We start from the raw sequence: 20,737 nt of genomic DNA on the forward strand, positions 1-20,737 counted from the left end.
GCCGTGTGGACGGCGAAGCGATCGGTCGATGCTCCCGTTGATGCGGTGTGGGAGCTGCTCACCGATCTGCAGGCATGGCCGCAGTGGGGTCCCACGGTCGCGCGCGCCGAACTCGACGGCACCGTCTTCCTGCTGGGTGCGACAGGACGGGTCTGCACACCGGTCGGCGTGCCGCTGCCGTTCGTCATCAGCGCATTCGATCCCGGCCACAGCTGGGGATGGGATGTCGCCGGCGTGCCGGCAACCCAGCACGGTGTCGAACCGCGACCCGGCGGCGGCTGCACGGTGTGGATGACGGCGCCGTGGTGGGCGCCGGCCTACCTGCCGGTGCTGGAGGTGGCGGTGCGCCGCATCGCCGCCATGTCGGCCGGAAAGTCGTTCGACACCTGACCCGATCCGCCGTGAGCGATGCCGCGAATGACAATTGACGTGGCCGACACGGTGGAAGGAGCCCTGGCATGGCGGTGGTCCTGGCGTACACGGCGCCTGCGCTGGGACACCTGTATCCGTTCTGCGCGCTGCTCACCGAACTCGCCGGTCGCGGCCACCGCATCCACGTGCGCACCCTCGCCGACGGCACCCGGTTGTGCCGCAGGCTCGGATTCGCCGTCGAACCCGTGGACCCGGTGATCGAGGCGGTCGAACACGACCACGACGAGGCCGACAGCTCGGTGCTGCGGGCCGCCACCGACACCGTGCGGGTGCTCACCCGGCGCGCCGCCATGGAAGTCGCCGATATCCGGCGTGCGGTCGAGACCGCGCGCCCCGATCTGGTCATCGTGGATTCCAACTCCTGGGGTGCGATCTCGTATCTGGAGACCCGGGATGTTCCGTGGGTGGTCCTGTCACCCTTCACCCCCTACCTGCGGGCACCCGGCCTGCCACCGTTCGGCGCGGGAGCCCGGCCGTGGCGGGGACCATGGGGCCGCATCCGCGATCACGGCATCGGCACGGTGACCCGCCGTGTCTTCGACAGGCCCTTCGCCGACGGACTCGCCCCGGTCCGCACCGACCTCGGACTGCCCGCCGTCCGTACCGCCGACGAGCTGCTCCGGCGCGCCCCGGTGGTCCTGGTGGCCACCGGCAAACCCTTCGAGTACCGGCACACCGACTGGGGGCCGAACGTGCACATGATCGGCCCCGCGGTGTTCGACCCGGTGGGTGATCAGGAGCCGGCCTGGCTCGCCGAGATCGACCGTCCCATCGTCCTGGTGACCACATCCTCGATTCCGCAGACCGACGCCCGGTTGGTGGGTGCGGCGATCGAGGCGCTCGAGGGGCTGGGCCTGCACCTGGTGGCGACCTCGCCGGCCGGACCCGTGACCATCCCGGGCAGGCCCGGTGTCACGCTGGCCGGTTTCGTCCCGCATTCGCTGCTGCTGGAGCACGCCGTCTGCGTGGTCACCCACGGTGGCATGGGTATCACCCAGAAAGCACTCAGCCGCGGGATACCGGTATGCGTGGTGCCGTTCGGGCGCGATCAGTTCGAGGTGGCCCGCCGTGTCGAGGTCGCCGGCTGCGGAACCCGGTTGCCCGCCCGTCGGCTGACCCCGGGCAGATTGCGCACCGCCATCCTCGACGCGATGTCGATGTCCGGCGGTGCGGCCGCCGTCGCCCGCGGTTTCGCCGACACGGGGGGAGTGCCCCATGGCGCGGACATCGTGGAGGCCCACCTGTACCACGGCGGCGCCGCAGCCGGGTGACTCCGGCCGGCCGTCAGGTGCAGACCGCGCCGACGGCCGCGGACTGAACCAGCTTGGTGTACTTGGCCAGCACGCCGGTGGTGTACCGCGGCGGCAACGGCTCGAAACCGTCTTTGCGGGAAGCCAATTCGGCCTCGTCGACCAACAGGTCGAGGGTGCCGTTGGCGACATCGAGGCGGATCCGGTCACCATCGTGCACGAACGCGATCGGGCCGCCGTCGACGGCTTCCGGTGCGATGTGCCCGACGCACAACCCGGTGGTGCCACCGGAGAACCGGCCGTCGGTCATCAACAGGACGTCCTTGCCGAGGCCCGCACCCTTGATCGCGCCGGTGATGGCCAGCATCTCGCGCATACCCGGTCCACCCTTGGGGCCCTCGTAGCGGATGACCACCACGTCGCCGTGGGTGATGGTGCCGTCTTCCAGGGCATCCAGTGCGGCCCGCTCGCGCTCGAAAACCCGTGCCGTTCCTTCGAATACATCGGAGTCGAAGCCGGCGGACTTGACGACCGCGCCCTCGGGGGCCAGCGAGCCGTGCAGGATGGTGATCCCACCGGTGGGATGAATCGGGTTGTTCATGGCGCGCAACACCTTGCCGTCGGGGTCCGGCGGCTCGATATGGGCCAGGTTCTCGGCCATCGTCTGACCGGTCACGGTCAGGCAATCACCGTGCAGCAGACCGGCATCCAGCAACGCCTTCATCACCACCGGCACGCCGCCGATCTCGTCGACATGTTTCATCACATGCCTGCCGAACGGCTTCACATCGGCCAGGTGGGGCACCCGGTTGCCGACCCGGGTGAAGTCCGCCAGCGTCAACTCGACCTCGGCCTCGCGGGCGATGGCCAGCAGGTGCAGCACCGCGTTGGTCGAACCGCCGAAGGCCATGACGACGGCGATGGCGTTTTCGAACGCCTCCTTGGTCAGGATGTCGCGGGCGGTGATACCGCGGCGCAGCAACTCGACGACGGCCTCGCCGGACCGCGCCGCGTACTCGTCACGGCGTGAGTCGATAGCCACCGGAGAGGCGCTGCCGGGCAAGGACAATCCCAGCGCCTCGGCCGCCGAGGCCATCGTGTTGGCGGTGTACATGCCACCGCAGGCGCCCTCGCCAGGGCAGATCGCGCGCTCGATGATGTCGACGTCCTCGCGGGACATCAGGCCACGGGCACAGGCACCGACCGCCTCGAAGGCATCGATGATGGTGACCTCTTTCTCGGTGCCGTCGGTCAGCTTCGCCGTTCCGGGCATGATCGAGCCGTTGTAGAGGAACACCGACGCCAGATCGAGACGGGCAGCCGCCATCAACATGCCGGGGATCGACTTGTCGCAACCAGCCAGCAGGACCGATCCGTCCAGGCGTTCGGCCTGCATGACGGTCTCGACACTGTCGGCGATCACCTCGCGCGACACCAGGCTGAAGTGCATGCCCTCATGGCCCATGGAGATGCCGTCGGAGACCGAGATGGTGCCGAACTCCAGCGGATAGCCACCCCCGGCGTGCACGCCGCCCTTGACCGCCTGCGCGAGCCGCTGCAACGACATGTTGCACGGGGTGATCTCGTTCCAGGACGAGGCGACGCCGATCTGCGGCTTCACCCAGTCGTCGTCACCCATGCCGACGGCGCGCAGCATTCCGCGGGCTGCGGTTTTTTCCAATCCGTCGGTGACGTCGCGGCTGCGGGGTTTGATATCGACCCCGGGACGGGCTTCTGGTGCTGAGGGCATGCAGGTAAGTATGCATTCGGCCGACAACCATCCCAAACCCCCGCTGATACCCCTGTGGGGTACCGGTAGCCTGGCTACATGAGACGGGTGCTGGTGCTGGTGGTGGCGATGCTTGCCGTCCTGGTTCCGGCCTGCGGCAGACAGGCGCCCGCACCGGAGTCGTCCAGCGGATCCACCGCCTCGGCCACATCGCCCGCCCCGGGCACTCCGGGGGTCAATGCCATCGATCGCGCCTTCGCTGATGCCCTGCTCGCCCAGCGGCCGCGTATCGACCAGATGATCGCGCTGGTGCGCACCAATTCCGACGACCCGCGCATGCAGGCGCTCGCCGATGTGCTCGCCGTCAGCGAGAAACAGCAGACCGACACCGTGAACGCATTGCTGGTGCAGTGGACCGACGGCCAGCAGGGCGGTCAGGGCCCGGTACCGCAGGGGCCCAACCTGTTCGACGAGGGCGCCATGCAACGGCTTGCGGCGCTGCGCGGTCCCGAGTTCGACAGGTTGTGGCTGCAGGCCATGCTCAACCACCACCAGGCCGTCCTGACCATGGCGGCCACCGAGATCCAGGAAGGTCAGGACGGCAACGCCAAGACGCTGGCGCAGGGCATCATCAGTACGCGCCAAGAGGAGGCCGGTCACATGCAGAAACTGTTGGGAGGCGGATAGTTGATGACCGATGCAGAACACGGCTATTCGCCGCAGAAAGAGAACTACGCCAAGCGGTTGCGCCGCATCGAGGGTCAGGTGCGGGGCATCGCCAAGATGATCGATGACGACAAGTACTGCATCGACATCCTCACCCAGATCAGTGCGGTCAACAGTGCGCTGCAGTCGGTCGCACTCGGGTTGCTCGACGAGCACCTCGGCCACTGCGTCACCCACGCGGTCGCCGCGGGCGGTGAGGAGGCCGAGGTCAAGCTGGCCGAGGCATCGGCGGCCATCGCCCGGTTGGTCCGCTCCTAACCGCGGTCAGGCCCGTTCGGCGTCCTCGATCGCGGACTCCAGGCGCGCGATCTTGCCGTCGAGTTCGCCCTCGTGGCCCGGTCGGATATCGGCCTTGAGCACCAGCGAGATCCGGGTACCGAACGGTGCCACCGCTTCGGTCGCACGTTTGACGACGTCGAAGACCTCGTCCCAGGAACCCTCGAGCTCGGTGAACATGCTGGAGGTCCGGTTGGGCAGACCCGACGCGCGCACCACCCGCACCGCGGCTGCCACGGCCTCGCTGACCGAGCCATCGGAGCGGCCGGTACCCGACGGGCTGATGCTGAAGGCGACGATCATCGCGCGTCCTCTCGGTTCGGGGCGACCACGGCATTACCGTGGCATTCCAGCATGACCGTGAAACCGTACGCGCAACTGACGGTGCTCGCGGCCGCCGCGTTCGTCTACGTCACCGCCGAGATCCTGCCCGTCGGGGCGCTGCCTGCCATCGCCGCCGACCTCGCCATCGCGCCGGCGACGGTGGGCACCCTGCTGGCCGGCTATGCGTTGATCGCCGCCGTCGCCACGATGCCGCTGGTGCGCTGGACGGCGGGCTGGCCCAGACGCCGGGTATTGTTGTTTACCCTGGTGTGTCTCACTGTCTCGCAAGCGCTTTCGGTGATAGCGCCGAATTTCGCGGTGCTGTCGGTGGCGCGGGTGCTGTGCGCGCTGACCCACGGTCTGATGTGGTCGGTGCTGGCCCCGATGGCCGTCCGGCTGGTTGCCCCCGGGCACGGTGGACGGGCGACCACGGCCGTGTACGCGGGCACGGCGCTGGCCCTGGTGGCGGGCAACCCGTTGACGGCACTGACATCGCAGGCGTGGGGGTGGCGGACCGCGGCCGCTGTGGTCATGGTGGCGGCCGCAGCGGTAACAGTGGCCGCGCGACTGCTGTTACCGGTGCTGCCCGCCATCGCGGCGGGTCCGGCCGGTCGGGTGAGCCGCCGACGGTGGCACCGCAATCGCGCACTGGTCACCCTGTGCGGACTCACGCTGGTCGGTGTCAGCGCACACTTCGTGTCCTACACCTACATCGCCGTCGTCATCGGTGGGGTCACCGGCGCCGACACCGCGGCGGTCCTCGCCGGATTCGGGGTGGCCGGACTGGTCGCCATGACCGCGTTCGCCCGTCCACTGGACCGGTGGCCGCGGCCGGTCCTGATGACCGCACTGGCCGGCCTGGTCGCTGCCTTCTCGGGGTTGGCCGCCGTGGCCGGTGGCGACCCGCGGCCGGTCCTCGGCGTCGTCGGGATCCTGGCCTGGGGTGCCATGTCGACGGCCCTGCCGCCCATGTTGCAATCCGCGGCGATCAACAGCGCACCCGAGGACCCCGACGGGGCGTCCGGACTGTACGTGGCGATGTTCCAGGCCGGGATCGTCACGGGCGCGCTGGCCGGGGGCGCCCTGTTCGCCGTCGGCGGGCCGTTCGCCGTGCTCAGCGCGTCGGCATCGCTGACCGCGGTGGTATTGATCGCCGTTGCCGCGCTGCCGTGGTTGCTCGCCCCTGTAACGGCAGGACTCACACCGGCGATGAACATCCCAGGTCAGTGGTGCAGGTCGGACGGTGATGAGGGGTCCGTCCGGCCTCGCCAGGGTTAGCCGGTCGACGTGTTGTGCCAGACTGGTCTGCAGATATGCCAGTGGAGGTGACATATGTCGCAGCGGACGAGAAGGACACTCGCCAGCGCGATCTTGGCGGCCGCAACGGTCGTCGCAGCAGGTATCGGTAGCCCGTCGGCCCTTGCGGAGCCCGTTCCGCCCGCACCGGCACCCGCGCCGGCGCCGCCCGCATTCCCCAACCCGTTCGCGCCGCCGGCCCCGCCCGCGACGCCGACGGCAGCCGATCCGTTCGCCCCGGTCGGTGGGCCCGGCGCGCAGCCGTTGCCGATCCCGCCGGGCACTCCGCCCGGACAGAACCCGAATCCGTTCCGCGGTCTGCCGCCGTTCGTGCCGCCGTCGTTCAACCCCGTCAACGGGTCGATCGCGGGTGCGGCCAAGCCGATCTACATCAACTTCCAGCGGCCCATCGCCAACCGGCAGATGGCCCAGGACGCGGTGCACATCACCTCGAACCCGCCGGTGCCCGGCCAGTTCTACTGGGTCACCGATACGCAGCTGCGGTGGCGGCCGCAGGACTTCTGGCCGACCGGCACGGTGGTCAACATCGACGCCGCGGGCACCAAGTCCAGCTTCACCGTGCCCGAGCAGTTGGTGGCGACCGTCGACGATGCCACCAAGACGATGACGGTGGTGCGCAACGGCGAGGTGGAGAAGGAGTTCCCGGTCTCGCTAGGCAAGCCCGGCCACGACACCAAGAACGGCACGTACTACGTGCTGGAGAAGTTCGCCGACATCGTGATGGATTCCTCCACCTATGGTGTTCCGGTGGATTCCGCGGAGGGCTACAAGACCCACGTCAAGGATGCCGTGCGCATCGACAACAGCGGCATCTTCGTGCACGGCGCGCCGTGGTCGGTGGCCGACCAGGGCAATACGAATGTCAGCCACGGCTGCATCAACCTCGCCCCCGCCGACGCCAAGTGGTTTTACGACAACTTCGGCTCCGGTGACGCCGTCGTCATCAAGAACACCGACGGCGGTCTGTACAACCAGCCCGACGGGGCCTCGGACTGGCAGATGTTCTGACGATCCTGTTCACACAGAACGGCCCACTTTCCCAGGGAAAGTGGGCCGTTCTGCGTCAAGGGGTCGCGGTCACATCGGCCGGGTCTCAGTCGCTTCGTGCAGACGGCCGCGAAGCTGAATCCAGGTAGCTCTGCCGGCAAGATCCCCTACCTGACTGCAGTCCTCGCAGGGACCCAGCCTCCTTCGACTGAACCTGGTAGGTCGCCGAGCCGGCCCCCGCTACCAGATGCGGACGCGCCGTTCGGGTTCCAGGTACAGCTCGTCATCGGTGCCGACCTCGAACGCCTCGTAGAACGCGTCGATATTGCGGATGACGCCGTTGCAGCGGAACTCCGGTGGCGAATGCGGATCGGTGGCCAGGCGCCGAATGGCTTCGGCATCACGGGATTTGGTGCGCCACACCTGGGCCCAGCCGTACAGCACCCGCTGCACCCCGGTCAGGCCGTCGATCACCGGCGCTTCCTTGCCGTCGAGGGACAGCTCGTAGGCCAGCAGCGCGATCGACAACCCGCCGAGGTCACCGATGTTCTCCCCGACGGTGAAGGCACCGTTGACGTGGTGTGACGGGTCCAGCGCCCGCGGGGTGAACTGCTCGTACTGATCGATCAATGCCATTGTGCGCTTGCCGAATTCGGCACGGTCGGCATCGGTCCACCAGTCGACCAAGTTGCCGTCGCCGTCGTACTTGGCGCCCTGGTCGTCGAAACCGTGGCCGATCTCGTGACCGATCACCGCCCCGATACCGCCGTAGTTGGCGGCGTCGTCTGCCTCGGCGTCGAAGAACGGCGGCTGCAGGATCGCTGCGGGGAAGACGATCTCATTCATGCCGGGGTTGTAGTAGGCATTCACCGTCTGCGGGGTCATGAACCACTCGTCGCGGTCCACCGGCCCGCCGAGCTTGGCCAGGTCACGGTCGTATTCGCACGCGTAGCCGCGGCGGTAGTTGCCGTACAGGTCGCCGGCGTCGATCACCAGCGCCGAATAGTCCCGCCACTTCGCCGGATAACCGATCTTCGGGGTGAACTTGTCCAGCTTCTCCAGCGCCCGGGTGCGGGTCTCCGGTGTCATCCACGGCAGGCTGGTGATGCTGACCCGGTAGGCCTCACGCAGGTTGGCCACCAGCTCGTCCATCCGGGACTTGGCCTCCGGCGGGAAATGCCGGGCCACGTACAACTTGCCGACGGCATCGCCCAGCAGGCTCTCGACCAGACCGACACCGCGCTTCCAGCGATCCCGGATGGCCTCGGTCCCCGACAGTGTGCGCCCGTAGAACGCGAAGTTCTCGGCAACCAGGTCATCGGTGAGCAGCGAGGCGCGCGCGCTGATCACCCGCCAGCTCAGCCACTGCTTCCACAGCTGGAGGTCTTCGCTCGCCCACAGTGCGGCGAACGCCGTCAGGTAGTCGGGCTGGCGGACAACCACCTCCGCGGGATTCGCACCCAACGCGCCGACCCAGCGGGACCAGTCGAATCCCGGTGCTTCGGAGGTCAATTCGGTGAAGGTGCGCAGGTTGTAGGTCAGGTCGGCGTCACGCCGCTTGACGACGTCCCAATGCGCCGCGGCCAGTTTGGTCTCCAACTCCACGATGCGGCGCGCCGTCTCGGCATGGTCACCGTCTCCGTGAACGAGGGCGAGCATGCGGGCGATGTGCTCGGGGTAGGCGGCCAGGATGGCGGCATGGGCGGGGTCGCGGTAGTAGGACTCGTCGGGCAGTCCGAGCCCGGACTGGGAGATGTGCAGCAGATAGCGGGTGGAGTCCTTGGAATCGGTGTCCACGTACACCCCGGCGCCGCCGCCGACGCCGGTGCGCTGCAGGGCGCCGACGACCGCTGCCAGCGCGTCCCGGTCGGCCGCCGCGCTGATGGTGTCCAGCTCGGCGAGCAGCGGGGCCACGCCGATCCGCGCGACCGCGGCCTCATCCATGAAGGACGCGTAGAGATCGCCGATGCGCTGGGCATCGGGTCCGTCGGCCGCCGAAGCGGAGGTGATGATGTCGCGTACCTGTTCCTCGGCGCGGTCGGCCAGGGTGCGGAAGGCACCGTCGGTGGCCCGGTCGGCGGGGATTTCGTAATCGGTCAGCCAGCGTCCGTTGACGTGGCCGAACAGGTCGTCCTGGGGGCGCACATCGGCGTCGACGTATCGCAGATCGATGCCGGAGCGGAGTTCTGTAGACGTCACACTCTTATGGTGCCAGAGCTCACCGGTAGCCTCACGGCCATGCCCGATGAGCAAACCAGGGTGCTGTCCCGTTACGGCATCGCCGGCATCGTCTTCGGTGTGATCGCCCTGGCCGCCACGGCGCTCGGCGTCATGGTGTGGACCGGACACCGCGCCGACGTGGCCGAACGCACCCATCAGAGCGAGGTCTTACAGGCGGCGGTGGACTGGACCGCGCTGCTGATCAACATGAACTCCGAGAACGCCCCGCAGAATCTGCAGCAGCTGCGGGATGGCACCGTCGGCCAGCTCAACGTCGATTTCGACGCGACCATGACACCGTTCGCCGATCTGGTCGGCAAGCTCAAGTCGCAGACCGTCGGCCAGGTCGAGTCGGTCTCGATCGAGTCCATGCACCGGGTTCCGGAGGGTGCCCAGGACACCGATGCGCCCCCCGCCGAGCTCGCCACGGTGGCCTCGCGCACCGACACGGTGCTGGTGGTGGCCACTTCGGTCAGCCAGAACGCCGGCGCCCAGCCGACCACGGTGCGCTGGAACCTGCGCCTCGGTGTCTCCGATGTCGACGGTTCGCTGCTGATCTCGCGACTGGAGACCATCCGATGATCAACCGGTTACGAGTCGTGGGCGTCGACATCCTGGCGCCGGCGTTGGCGATCCTGGCGCTGGTGTTCATCGGCAGTGCGCTGGATTGGCCGCGTTGGTGGGTGGCGGTGTGCACGGCGTTGTGCCTGCTGATCCTGCAGGGCGTGGTGGTCAACGCGGTGTTGTTCCGCCGCGATGGTGTCACCGTGGGCACCGATGACGACGGGCCGCTGCTGCGGTTGGGGGTCGTGGCGACCGCCACCGTCCTCGCGGTCGCGGCAGTCTTCGTCGGCTATATCCGGTGGACCGTCCCCGACCGCGACCTCGGCCGTGACAGCGCCGAGGTCGTCGGTATCGCCAGCAGCGTCGCGGAGGCCTCGGCGACGTTCAGTCCGAGCAGTCCGAACACCGGCATCGACCGCGCGACCGCATTGATGTCGCCGGAGCGGGCCGAGAGCTATCGCAACGAATTCCAGGCCGTGGCAAAGGATTTGACCAGCCGCAATGTCTCCGGTCAGGCGCAGACGGTCTCGGCAGGGGTGGAGGCGATCGGTCCGGCGGCGGCCAGCGTCGCCGTCGTCATGCGCGGTACCCAGAACACCCCCGGTAAACCGGCCGATGTCGCGGTGCTGGCACTGCGGGTCACGCTCGCAAAGACCGATGGCACGTGGCTGGTGACCGATGTGACGCCGATCAACGCCCGCTGACGTCGGCCGGGTCTGCGGTCAGCGTTCGGCGGAGGCCTGGGCGCGCTGGGCGCGGATCCTGGCGAACCGGTCGGAGAGCCTGCGCATCCGGATCATCAGGGTCGCCGGGGGCGAACCCTTCTCCTCGAGCCACCCGGTGAGGTCCTCGCCGGGCACCCCGATCCGCGATGCGAATTCCGGGACGCCGAGCCCGGAACGTTCCAGGAGTTCGCGGATGTGCCGGGCCACCTCGGCGCGCTCGTTGGCCTCAAGATGCGCGCGGGCCTTGTCCAGCACCTCGGCCAGCGCCTTGGACACCCCGTACGGGTGCGCAGTGTCGAGCACCTCTTCGACCTGACGCGCGGTGCGGCCGAACGGATCCCGCTTGATGGCCGCGGCGATGCGCTGCCATACCGCCAGGTCGTCGTTGTCCAGCGCGGCGCGGATGGCCGAGGTCGGCCAGAATTCGACGGGCCGTCCGTCGGCCGCCGGGGACACGTCAGCGGGCTGCGCTGCCACCGTCACCTCGCCTCCTCCAGCTCTGTTCTGTCGAGCATCGCCACCGCCACCGAAAGGCATCGCTGCCGAACCTGGTCCCAATCGGTCTCGACCGGTGCGTCCGGGTCGTCCGACGGCCGTGGGTCGGCAAGCCTGCGGACGAGCTGGGTGGCGACCCAGTGCGCCCGAGGGCGCTGTCCACAGTAATACCGGTCCATGCCGGTGAGGACGCGGGCCGCGGTGTCGGTCTCCATCGAATCGACCAGCCGGGCGAACTCGGCATAGTCGCGGGTGGTGTTGCGACACATCAGCAGATAGCTCTTCATCCGCAGCGTCTCGGCGCCGGTCGGGATCAGCAACCGGTCGCCGGTGGGTAGTTGCACGGTGGTCGCCTCGATGGGGCTGCGGCGTTGGACGGGCAGCCGCTCGGAATCCGATGCGGTCTCCAGCGCGTCGAGCGCGACGTTGATCCTGCCGCGCCACATCGTCACCGGGTGCACGGGCCGGGTGACCGAACCGGTCGAGGTGATCGTGGGCAGCCGCCCGGACAGCCGGCGTTCCCCCGGGGCGGGGCCGCAGCCGGTGAAGGCCAGCGGATCGGCGACCACGACGGTCTGCGGGGCCAGCCGCTTGAGCTTGGCGGCGGACTTGACCACCATGCGCAGATCGGCGCCGGGAGCGGCAAGGGCCGTCTCGGGCACCAGCACCAGGTCGCTGATATCGACCTTGGGCAGCGGTTTCTCGAAATCCACCGACGGCAGGATGCGGTCGAGCCAGCGCGGCAGCCACCAGTTCCACTCGTCGAACATCGCCATCAACGCCGGCACCAGGACCAGCCGCACGATCGTGGCGTCGACCGCGATGGCCGTCGCGCACGCGACGCCGATCTGGGCCACCAGCGGCATCCCCGCGAAGGCGAACCCGATGAAGACCGCGATCATGATCAACGCCGCGCTGGTGATGGTGCGCGCACTGGTGGAGATGCCGTAGGCGACCGCGTCGCGGGTGTTGTTGGTGATCAGGAAGCGTTCCCGGATGCGGGTGAGCAGGAAGATCTCGTAGTCCATCGAGAGCCCGAACGTCATCGCCAACACCAACGGAGGCACCGTGCTGTCCAGCGATTCCAGCGGGGCGAACCCGAGGTCCTCCAACCAGCCCCACTGGAAGACGACCACCAGGCTGCCGTAGGCGGCCGCGACCGACAGCACGGTCATCAGCACGCCCTTGAGCGCGAGGAACACCGACCTGATCGCGATCAGCAGCATCACGAAGGCGATCACGGCGACGAAGACGAACACCCACGGCTGGGCCTTGGACACCTGGTCGTCGAAATCCTTGATCAGCGCGGTCGGCCCGCCGACGTCGATCTGCGCATTGCCGATGTCCAGTTTGGGTAGCTCGGTACGCATCCAGTCGACCGCGTCCCGGGCCCGAAAGTCCTCGGGGTCCACCGAGAGCACTGCCGAGAGCAACGCGCTGTCGTTGTCCTTGCCGAGCACCGGCGGTGTCACGGCCGCCACATCGGGTCCCTCGGCCATGGTGCGGCCCACGGTGGCCAGCGCCGCCTGCGCGGCGGGACCGTCGGCCTGTCCGTCGGGGAAGGTGACCATCACCCGGACCGGGCCCAGCGCGCCGGGACCGAGCGCCTCGGCGGCAGCGTTCACCCCACCGCGAATCTCGTGACTGGGGTCGAACTGGCGCAGCATGCTGTTGCCCAGGGTCATCCCGAACGCGGGGGCGGCCATCACCAGCAGCATCACCGCCGCGCACGACGCCGACACCCACGGCCGGCGCATCACCGCGCCGATCCAGCGCGTCCAGAATCGCGACTGGGTGGTGTCGGGGCGCCGGGACCAGTGCAGCAGCCTCGATCGTTTGGCCGCCGAGCGTCCGAATGTCGCCAGCACCGCAGGGATCAAGGTTGTCGAGGTCAACACCGCGACCGCCACCGCGAGGATGGCTCCGGTGGCCATCGATTGCAGGATCGGGGTGTTGATCAGATAGATGCCACTGACCGAGGCGATCACCGTCAGACCGGACAACACGACCGCCAGCCCCGAGGTCGCCATCGCGCCGTCGATGGCCTGGGCCGAATCGCGTCCCGCCCGCAGCTCCTCCCGATAGCGCATCAGGATGAACAGCGAGTAGTCCACCGCCACCGCGATGCCGAACATGGACACCGTCGAGGTGGCGAACACCGACATGGCCATCACATGGGACAGCAGGAACACCACGCCCATGGTGACCACCACGGTGCAGACGCCGAGCAGCAGCGGCATGGCGGCCGCGGCCAGCGACCCGAAGACCGCCAGCAGGATGATCAGGACGACCGGCGCGTTCCACTTCTCGGCCTGCGCGATGTCATGTTTGGTGGCCTGTTGCGCAGCGGCGCCGAGCGCGCCCTGGCCGATGACGTAGAGCCGGACCTTGCCGTTGTCGGACAGGCCTGCCTGCTCACCCTCGATACCGACCTTGTCGCGCAATTGGTTGGCGATATCGACCGCGCCGCTGTTGTTGAAGTCGACCTTCAACTGCACGACGTAGGGCCGGTCGGGTGCGGGCGGCGGTTGCTGCGGGTTGGGTGCCTCGGTGACCGAGGGCACCTCTCCGGCGATCCGCCGCAGCTGCGCGACGGCCTCGTTCATATCCTCGAAGGACGCGTCGGCGCGCGGCACCGCCACCAGCGCCAGCGGTGAGGCGCCCTGGTCGGGGAACTGTTCTTCGAGCTGGTGCTGAAGGTCCAGGGACTGCGAGCCGGCGACCTCGAACCCGCCGCCGGTGAGCCGGTCGGAGTGGTTGATGGCCAGGTATACGGAGGGCACGAGAAGCAGCACCCATACGACAAACACCGCCCAGCGATATCTGCGCAGGCTGCTGCTCAAGCGCATCATGAACTGCTGGATGGCGCCCCTGGCCTTTCTCCCCGGCTGCTGGTAAGCGTGAGCGTACCGCAGCTTGCTGTGGGACGAGGAGCGCCAGATACCGGTTGTGACCACCTCGCAACGTCGGCTCCTCGGCACCACCTGCGAGTTTGCTGTGCCGGTTGGCCCGGTGATCGGGCAGATGGCATGATGGCGGCTGGTCGTTCCGGGTCGGGGATACGTGCCGTGTCGAAAGTGGGAGTTCGCACCGCGCCAGCGGTGTCCCACCCGAAGGAGATCTCCCGATGAATCTGATTCCCAGCGGTTCCGCCGCATTGCGTCGCGGCCTGTGGGCGGCATTCGCTGGTTGCCTGGCCGCCGGTGGTGTGGCCGCGGTCATCTCGGCGCCGGGCGCCGGGGCCGAGACCGATCCGTGTGAGGCCAGCGAGATCGCCAAGACCATCGGTTCGGTGGCGACCTCGATGGGCAACTATCTCGACACCCACCCGGATACCAATCAGGCTTTGACCGCGATCGCCGCGCAACCCGCCGGACCGCAGTCCCTCGCCGCCGCCAAGGCCTACTTCGACGCCAAGCCGGGCGCTGCCAAGGACATCCAGCGCCTGCAAGCGCCCCTGGTGCGGTTGTCGACGCAGTGTCAGCTGCCGATCTCGCTGCCTCAGGTGCTCGGCCTGATGCAGGCCGTCCAGCAGCCGGCCACCGGCGCGCCCGCTGCCGGGTCGCCGACGGCCGGACTGCCGGCCGCCGGGGACGCAGTCAGTCCCGTCGCCCAGGGCACCGGGGCCCTGCCCGGCCCGGTCCTCCGCGCGATTCCGTAGCGCGCGCCATAATCCAGAGGTGCGCACCACGCTGGAACACTCCCCATCCGACAGCACCGGCCGCACGGTGTTGATGGTCGACGACGACCCGGATGTCCGGACCTCGGTCGCGCGCGGCCTGCGGCATTCCGGGTTCGACGTGCGGGTGGCCTCCAACGGTCGCGAGGCGCTGCGGCTGCTGGCCAGCGAGGCCCATGACGCGCTGGTGCTCGACGTGCAGATGCCCGAACTCGACGGCGTGGCGGTGGTGACGGCACTGCGGGCGCTGGGCAACGAGATCCCGATCTGTGTGCTCTCGGCCCGCGACACCGTCAACGACCGGATCGCCGGTCTGGAGGCCGGCGCCGACGACTACCTGACCAAGCCGTTCGATCTCGGTGAGCTGGTGGCCCGGTTGCATGCGCTGCTGCGCCGCGCCAGTCATGCCGAACGCGAATCCGATGTGATGATCGTGGGGCCGCTGACCATCGATACCGCCCGCCGACTGGTCTATGTCGACGGGGAACGGGCCGATCTGACCAAACGCGAATTCGACCTGCTCGCGGTGCTGGCCGAGAACGCGGGGGTGGTGCTGTCTCGGCAGCGGCTGCTCGAGTTGGTGTGGGGCTACGACTTCGACGTCGACACCAACGTCGCCGATGTGTTCATCTCTTACCTGCGGCGCAAGCTGGAGCGTGAGGATCGCCCCCGGGTCATCCACACGGTCCGCGGAATCGGTTACGTGCTGCGGGAGGAGGCGTAGTTCGTGGCTCGGTTGTCGCTTCGCACCCGGGTCGCCATCGCCTCCGCCGTCGCGGCGGCCGCCGTGGTCGCCGGTTTCACCGTGCTGACATCGGTCGTGCTGGCCAACAACGATGCCGCACAACTGGATCGACGCCTGGATTCGATCGTCGAGGCCAGCATGTTCCCCGAACAGCTCTCCGACCCCAGACGCGGAGTCCTGACCACCGGCCGGTCACGTTCCACCGGTCAGGTGGTCTTCCAGCGTGGGTTCCAGCTGCCGGCGTTGGCGCCGGGCACCGAGACCGTGGAGGTCAACGGGGTGGAGTACCGGGTGCGGACCATCCCGATGAACCAGCAGGGTGGTGGCATCCTGCTGTCGCTAGGTATCCGTGCTGACAGTATCCTGTTGAGCCCCACAAGGATTCCGGTGTACCTCGCGGTGGGCGTGCTCACCGTCCTGGTGGCCGGCGGGTTCGGCTGGCTGCTGGCCGGCCCCGCGGTGAGCCCGCTGCGGCGGCTGACCGAGCAAACGAAATCGCTCGGCAGCGGCGGGGTGCCGAATGTGAAGGGTGCCCGTGAGGCCGAGGAACTTTCCGACGCGATGGCGGGCATGCTGAGCAGGTTGGCCGCCGCGCAGCAGGCCACCACCCGATCACTGCAGGCCGCTCAGGATTTCGCGGCCAATGCCGCTCACGAACTGCGCACTCCGCTGACGGCCATGCGAGCGGATCTGGACACGCTGCGCATCCACGACCTGCCCGCCGAGGAGCGCGACGAGGTGGTTGCCGATCTGCTGCGCGCCCAGCGCCGGGTGGAGGCCACCATCACCGCGCTGGGGCAGTTGGCCTCGGGACAACTCGCCCAGGCCGAGGACCGCGAGCTGATCGACGTCACGGACATGCTGGACCGGGTGGTGCGGGAGAACGCGCGGGTGCATCCCACCGTGGACATCACAGTGGCCGGCGATGACCACTTCACGGTGTGGGGCTGGCCGGGTGGGTTGCGGTTGGCGGTCGACAATCTGGTGCGCAATGCCGCGACCAATGGTGGTGCCGGCCGGATCGTGCTGACCTGCAAGCGGTTACCCGACCGCGTGCAGATCGTGGTCGACGATGACGGCTGCGGCCTACCCGCCGAGGAACGCACGGTGGTGCTGGGCCGATTCGCCCGCGGCAGCACCGCCGCGCCCGGCGGTTCGGGGCTCGGGCTCGCGCTGGTCACCCAGCAGGCCGCACTGCACGGTGGGCGGCTCGAACTCGACGACAGCCCGCTGGGTGGCCTGCGCGCCACCCTGACCATCGCCGAACGCGCACCCGACCAGATCACCTAGCGAGCCTGACCATGAGTGGTGTCGACGGCCCCGGCGGCCCGGAAGTCACACGCTCCGCTCGCAGTGAAGGGTTCGGCGAGTTGCCGAAAGTAGCCTGTGGGATAGTGCGGTTTGGCCGCCATGCCGAGATCGTCTGTGGTGAATCGGCGTTGCGGATCAAAGGAATAGGTGCGGTAGAGGTGATCCCACAGCAAGGTGAACAAGCCGAAGTTGACGTCACCGACACCGGCCCACTTCAAGTGATGGAACCGGTGGCCCTCGTTGAGCGCCAGTATCGAGCGTAACGGCCCGACCCGGTAGTCGACGTTGGCGTGCTGGAGGAGCAACTGCACGGCGACGCACACCGCGAGCGCGGATGCCACCTGAACCGGTACGCCCATGACGATCAGCGGCAGGACGCCGCCCAGCATTTCGACGGCCTGATGCAACGGGTGCTTCATCAGACCGTTGAGACCGTAGAACCGACGGATGCTGTGATGAACGGCATGCAATCGCCACAACCAGCCGATCTTGTGGCTTGCCAGGTGAATCGTGGTGATACCGAAATCGGCCACCAATACTGCGATCAGCACCTGCACGACGAACGGCAGCGACCCGGGCCACCAGTGATGAAACGGTGTCACCGCAGCCAGCAGGGGAATGACCGCGACACTGGCCAGGATGAACGCTTCGTTGACGAACGCGTGGACGGTGTCGCGTCGCGCGTCATCGATTCCCTGGTTCCACTCTCGCCGATAGGGCACGATGCGCTCCGCGGCGAACGAGCAGCCGACCCCCACCACGATGAGGCCCACCAACCAGAACTCTGAAAAGCCGCGGCCTGCCAGGTGAACCGCGGCGCCGTTGACACCGAGAAGCATGAAGGGCACATAGCCGTATCGAATTACTGAAGTGAACATGCCGACCACGGTCGCGCACGCCATCTGCCCGACGCTTGTACAAACGTGCCGACTTTCACCTGCGGTCTGGTCGAATCAGCCCCACACCAGATGTCTGCTCGCAAGGCTGGGCGACAGGCCGAACATCTCATGGCAGACCCGGTTGGCGTGGGCGCTGTCGGTGAAGCCGGCGGTGTGCGCCGCATCGGTGAGCGACGCCCCCCGTTGCAGCGCTTCTACTGCCAGTCGCAACCTCCGCCACCGAACGTAGGCGGGAAACGACTGACCCACTTGCTCGTTGAACAACCGGCTCAGACGACTCGGGGACATACCGACGGCGTTGGCGACTTCCACCAGTGTGACGGGCTCGGGCAGCAGTTCGGCGATGCGGTCGACGGCGAGGCGCACGTAGGGGTGCCACGGACCAGGACCCGGATGATGATCCGCACCGCGGGCGCCGGCGATCGTTTCCAGGATCGACGCCGGATCACCCGCCGCGAGATCCATCGTCTTCACGAGTTCGTGCCCTGCCGTGACCCACCGCGTCACATCCGAACCACCGCTGACGAGTTCGGCGATCCCCGAACCCAGCGCGGACCCGGAGTCGAGGAAAACAAGTGCGCCTCGGACGTCTCGATGCGGGACGCGAATGGAGTGTTCACAGCTGGAGGGAATGATCGCCGCCTGCGTCATCGCGCAGCGACCATGGCCATCGGTCAGTTCGAAAGAGCCCGACCACGCACGCACGATCTGGGTCGCCACATGGTGGTGGCTGTCCGCATCAGACAACGCCCCGACGTAGCACAAGGCGCCATCCGCCACGGCGAGCGCGCCCGCCCACCGAGCGGACTCTGCACTGTCGGCTCCCACTCACCAAACATCTCACACCAAAGGCATGGGGCCATCGGTACAGCGCCCAGCTGTCGGTGCTCGCCCTCGGTCAGGCCGGCGGCTCCGCGGGCAGCACGTCGGTGCCGGACCCCTTGTTGGACGCCTTGGCGCGCTTCTCGGCCCGCACCGCCCGCTTGCCGCGCACATACCCGGTGGCCGACACCTCCGCCGACAGCAGTGCACTCTCACCCGCGACGAACGGGTGGAACCCGACACCGGCGCCACCGCGTCCCTTGACCGGGATATCGGCGACTTCGGTGACCTTCCAACCCTTTTCCGAGATCGACAGGATGGCCTCGCCGTTCTGGCAGGACAACGGCAACGCGGCGATCACCTCGTCTCGCGGCTCGCCGTCACCGCCGAGCTTCACTCCGGCCACGCCGTTGCCCGCCGCGCCTTGCGGGTTCACCGCGGCGGGATCGATGCGCAACACCTTTCCCCGCCGCGTCACCAGCGCCAGGTGGTAGCCCTCGCTGAGCACACCGGACCGCAGCAGACCGGTGATATCCGGTGCGACGGGGATATCGCGGATCTTGAACGGCAGACCGTTGCCATTGGTGAACTTCACCCGCCCGTCGGTCCACACCGCCCAGCCGAGCCCTGAGGTCAGCAGATCGCCGTGGCTGTCGGAGAACACGCCGCGGTCATCCAGGCGCCAGGCGGTATTGACCTTGCGCTCGCGGGGGCCGTCCTCATCGGAACCGGCGGTCACCGGCGTCGCCTCGGCGTCGAGTACGGTGCGACGGTCGAACTCCGGGCCCTTGAACAGCTTGGCGGTCTCGACCAGTTCCCTGTCGATCACCTTGCGGCGCGCATCGGGATTGGTGACCAGCTCGGTGAGCTCGGCGAACTCGGCGTCCAGCTTATCGGCCTCGGCCTGCAGTTCGATGACGTCGAGCTTGGTCAGCCGGCGAAGCTGCAGTGCCAGAACGTAATTGGCCTGCTCTTCGTCGATCTCGAAGCGCTTCTGTAGGCCCTGCCGCGCATCGTCGACGGTGTCGGAGTTGCGGATCACTGCGACGGCGGCGTCGATGTCCAGGTGGATCTTCATCAAGCCGGCCACCAGATGGCGGCGGGCGGTGACCTTCTCCAGCCGGTACTCACTGCGGTGCAGCACCACCGAATCGCGCAGGTGCAGGAACGCGCCGATCAGCTCGCGCACGTTCCACCAGCGCGGCACCCGGTCCTCGTCGAGGGCCACCAGGCTGGCGGCGAAGGTGGACTCCAGCGGGGTCAGGGCGAGCAGCTGATCGCGGATCTGTTCGGCGCTGTACCCGCGCTTGGCGGTGACGACGATGCGCAACCCGTTACGGCGGTCGGTGAGGTCCGACATATCGGCGACACCGGACATTTCCCCGGATTCCACCAGCGCCCGAATACGTTCCTGCACAGTGTTGCTGGCGACGCCGGGTGGCAGTTCGGTGATGACGCAGTTCTTGCCGTCGACGGTGACGGTGCCCCGCACGGTGAGTTGGCCGCGGCCGGTGGTGATGTACTCCCGCAGCCCCGCGGTGCCGACAACGGTTGCCCCACAACCCCAGTCCGGACCAGGGATCAGCTTCATCAGGGTGTCGTCGGTGGTGTTGGGCCTGGCGAGTAGGGCCCGGCAGGCGGCCATCACCTCGCGCGGGTTGTGCGCGGGAACCTTGGTGGCCCAACCCTCGGCGATACCCATCGCGCCGTTGCACAGCAGCACCGGCCACTGCGCGGGCAGCATGGTCGGCTCGACCCACTCGCCGTCGAATGTCGACACCATCGGTACCGCGTGATCGTCGAGTTCGGCCGTCAGCGCCGCCCCCGGCGCGGACAGCCGCATCTCGGTGTAGCGGTCGGCGGCGGGGATGTCGCCCTGGATGCGGGGGAAGGCGCCCTGCCCGTCGATGACCTTCACGCGCTGGAATTCGGCGGCCATCAGCGCGGCGGCACCGTACATCGATGCCCCGCCGTGCGGGTGCAGGTTGCCGGTCACCGCCGAGCAGATCTTCGAGGACTTCTGCGGCTTGTTCCCTGGCAGCAGGCGGGAATCGTGCATCTGATAGAGCAGGCGGCGTTGACCGGGCTTGAGCCCGTCGAACGCCGAGGGGATGGCGCGGTCGCTGACGCTGTAGAGCGCGAAGGTGAGCTGGTAGTGGTTCCAGTAATCATCGGCGCTCTGATCGAGCACCAGATCGGGATTCTGCTCTGGTACGTCCAGGGTGGCGGTCACGGT

At 68.1% G+C, this 20,737-nt stretch carries 19 protein-coding genes; 11 read left to right on the forward strand and 8 right to left on the reverse strand.

Annotated features, from left to right (window positions below; genetic code table 11):
• The first annotated feature begins 3 nt into the window (after nt 1-3).
• A complete protein-coding gene (locus tag PGN27_RS14700; RefSeq protein WP_335326765.1) occupies nt 4-390 on the forward strand; it encodes an SRPBCC family protein in 387 nt (128 codons plus the stop codon).
• Nucleotides 391-458: 68 nt separating this feature from the next.
• Nucleotides 459-1,703, forward strand: a complete 1,245-nt coding sequence (locus tag PGN27_RS14705; protein ID WP_335326766.1) for a glycosyltransferase — start codon at nt 459-461, stop codon at nt 1,701-1,703.
• Between the two features lie 13 nt (nt 1,704-1,716).
• On the opposite strand, the gene ilvD is transcribed toward PGN27_RS14705, so the two are convergent.
• Complete coding sequence (gene ilvD, locus PGN27_RS14710) at nt 1,717-3,432, reverse strand: dihydroxy-acid dehydratase (RefSeq protein WP_335326767.1); 1,716 nt, start codon at nt 3,430-3,432, stop codon at nt 1,717-1,719.
• Between the two features lie 78 nt (nt 3,433-3,510).
• Here ilvD and PGN27_RS14715 point away from each other — a divergent pair, with 78 nt between their 5' ends.
• Together PGN27_RS14715 and ricR are read left to right on the forward strand one after the other, a co-directional pair.
• Entirely contained in the window at nt 3,511-4,098 is a 588-nt protein-coding gene (locus PGN27_RS14715; RefSeq protein WP_335326768.1) for a DUF305 domain-containing protein, read from the forward strand.
• A gap of 3 nt (nt 4,099-4,101) precedes the next feature.
• Nucleotides 4,102-4,395, forward strand: coding sequence for a copper-sensing transcriptional repressor RicR (gene ricR, locus PGN27_RS14720; protein ID WP_019514222.1), 294 nt, complete (start codon nt 4,102-4,104; stop codon nt 4,393-4,395).
• 6 nt (nt 4,396-4,401) lie between these two features.
• On the opposite strand, the gene PGN27_RS14725 is transcribed toward ricR, so the two are convergent.
• Nucleotides 4,402-4,716, reverse strand: a complete 315-nt coding sequence (locus PGN27_RS14725; protein ID WP_335326769.1) for a thiamine-binding protein — start codon at nt 4,714-4,716, stop codon at nt 4,402-4,404.
• Nucleotides 4,717-4,767: 51 nt separating this feature from the next.
• On the opposite strand from PGN27_RS14725, the gene PGN27_RS14730 reads away from it, so the two are divergent.
• Nucleotides 4,768-6,015, forward strand: coding sequence for an MFS transporter (locus PGN27_RS14730; RefSeq protein ID WP_335326770.1), 1,248 nt, complete (start codon nt 4,768-4,770; stop codon nt 6,013-6,015).
• 54 nt (nt 6,016-6,069) lie between these two features.
• Nucleotides 6,070-7,062 carry a L,D-transpeptidase gene (locus PGN27_RS14735; RefSeq protein ID WP_335326771.1) on the forward strand — a complete coding sequence of 331 codons (993 nt, stop codon included), beginning with the start codon at nt 6,070-6,072 and terminating at the stop codon, nt 7,060-7,062.
• 219 nt (nt 7,063-7,281) lie between these two features.
• On the opposite strand, the gene PGN27_RS14740 is transcribed toward PGN27_RS14735, so the two are convergent.
• Nucleotides 7,282-9,240 carry a M13 family metallopeptidase gene (locus PGN27_RS14740; protein WP_335326772.1) on the reverse strand — a complete coding sequence of 653 codons (1,959 nt, stop codon included), beginning with the start codon at nt 9,238-9,240 and terminating at the stop codon, nt 7,282-7,284.
• 39 nt (nt 9,241-9,279) lie between these two features.
• Here PGN27_RS14740 and PGN27_RS14745 point away from each other — a divergent pair, with 39 nt between their 5' ends.
• Both PGN27_RS14745 and PGN27_RS14750 read left to right on the forward strand, forming a co-directional pair.
• Nucleotides 9,280-9,843, forward strand: a complete 564-nt coding sequence (locus PGN27_RS14745) for an Rv1363c family protein (RefSeq protein ID WP_335326773.1) — start codon at nt 9,280-9,282, stop codon at nt 9,841-9,843.
• Nucleotides 9,840-10,529, forward strand: a complete 690-nt coding sequence (locus PGN27_RS14750) for a hypothetical protein (protein WP_335326774.1) — start codon at nt 9,840-9,842, stop codon at nt 10,527-10,529. Before PGN27_RS14745 ends, PGN27_RS14750 begins: the two co-directional genes overlap by 4 nt.
• Before the next feature lie 18 nt (nt 10,530-10,547).
• Here PGN27_RS14750 and PGN27_RS14755 read toward each other — a convergent pair whose 3' ends face one another.
• Both PGN27_RS14755 and PGN27_RS14760 read right to left on the reverse strand, forming a co-directional pair.
• The gene (locus PGN27_RS14755) at nt 10,548-11,087 is read right to left on the reverse strand and encodes an XRE family transcriptional regulator (protein WP_418888601.1); all 540 of its coding nucleotides are present in this window, start codon (nt 11,085-11,087) and stop codon (nt 10,548-10,550) included.
• Nucleotides 11,030-13,897 carry an MMPL family transporter gene (locus tag PGN27_RS14760; protein WP_335326776.1) on the reverse strand — a complete coding sequence of 956 codons (2,868 nt, stop codon included), beginning with the start codon at nt 13,895-13,897 and terminating at the stop codon, nt 11,030-11,032. The genes PGN27_RS14755 and PGN27_RS14760 overlap by 58 nt, the downstream gene beginning before the upstream one ends.
• 275 nt (nt 13,898-14,172) lie before the next feature.
• Between PGN27_RS14760 and PGN27_RS14765 the strand changes: the two genes are divergently transcribed.
• From PGN27_RS14765 to PGN27_RS14775, 3 genes are all read left to right on the forward strand, one after another.
• Nucleotides 14,173-14,706: a hemophore gene (locus PGN27_RS14765; RefSeq protein WP_335326777.1), complete on the forward strand. Its 534-nt coding sequence runs from the start codon at nt 14,173-14,175 to the stop codon at nt 14,704-14,706.
• A 73-nt stretch (nt 14,707-14,779) separates the two neighbouring features.
• Nucleotides 14,780-15,448 carry a response regulator transcription factor gene (locus tag PGN27_RS14770; RefSeq protein ID WP_167305512.1) on the forward strand — a complete coding sequence of 223 codons (669 nt, stop codon included), beginning with the start codon at nt 14,780-14,782 and terminating at the stop codon, nt 15,446-15,448.
• Nucleotides 15,449-15,451: 3 nt separating this feature from the next.
• On the forward strand, nt 15,452-16,759 hold the full coding sequence (locus tag PGN27_RS14775; RefSeq protein ID WP_335326778.1) for a sensor histidine kinase: 1,308 nt from the start codon (nt 15,452-15,454) through the stop codon (nt 16,757-16,759).
• On the opposite strand, the gene PGN27_RS14780 is transcribed toward PGN27_RS14775, so the two are convergent.
• The 3 genes from PGN27_RS14780 to PGN27_RS14790 form a co-directional block, all read right to left on the reverse strand.
• Nucleotides 16,756-17,658, reverse strand: a complete 903-nt coding sequence (locus tag PGN27_RS14780) for a sterol desaturase family protein (protein WP_335326779.1) — start codon at nt 17,656-17,658, stop codon at nt 16,756-16,758. The genes PGN27_RS14775 and PGN27_RS14780 overlap by 4 nt on opposite strands.
• A 75-nt stretch (nt 17,659-17,733) precedes the next feature.
• The gene (locus tag PGN27_RS14785) at nt 17,734-18,507 is read right to left on the reverse strand and encodes an AraC family transcriptional regulator (protein WP_335326780.1); all 774 of its coding nucleotides are present in this window, start codon (nt 18,505-18,507) and stop codon (nt 17,734-17,736) included.
• A gap of 70 nt (nt 18,508-18,577) precedes the next feature.
• The gene (locus PGN27_RS14790) at nt 18,578-20,734 is read right to left on the reverse strand and encodes a DNA gyrase subunit A (protein ID WP_335326781.1); all 2,157 of its coding nucleotides are present in this window, start codon (nt 20,732-20,734) and stop codon (nt 18,578-18,580) included.
• Nucleotides 20,735-20,737 lie beyond the last annotated feature (3 nt).

The sequence above is a fragment of the Mycolicibacterium neoaurum genome (assembly GCF_036946495.1).
Taxonomy (GTDB): Bacteria; Actinomycetota; Actinomycetes; order Mycobacteriales; family Mycobacteriaceae; genus Mycobacterium; species Mycobacterium neoaurum_B.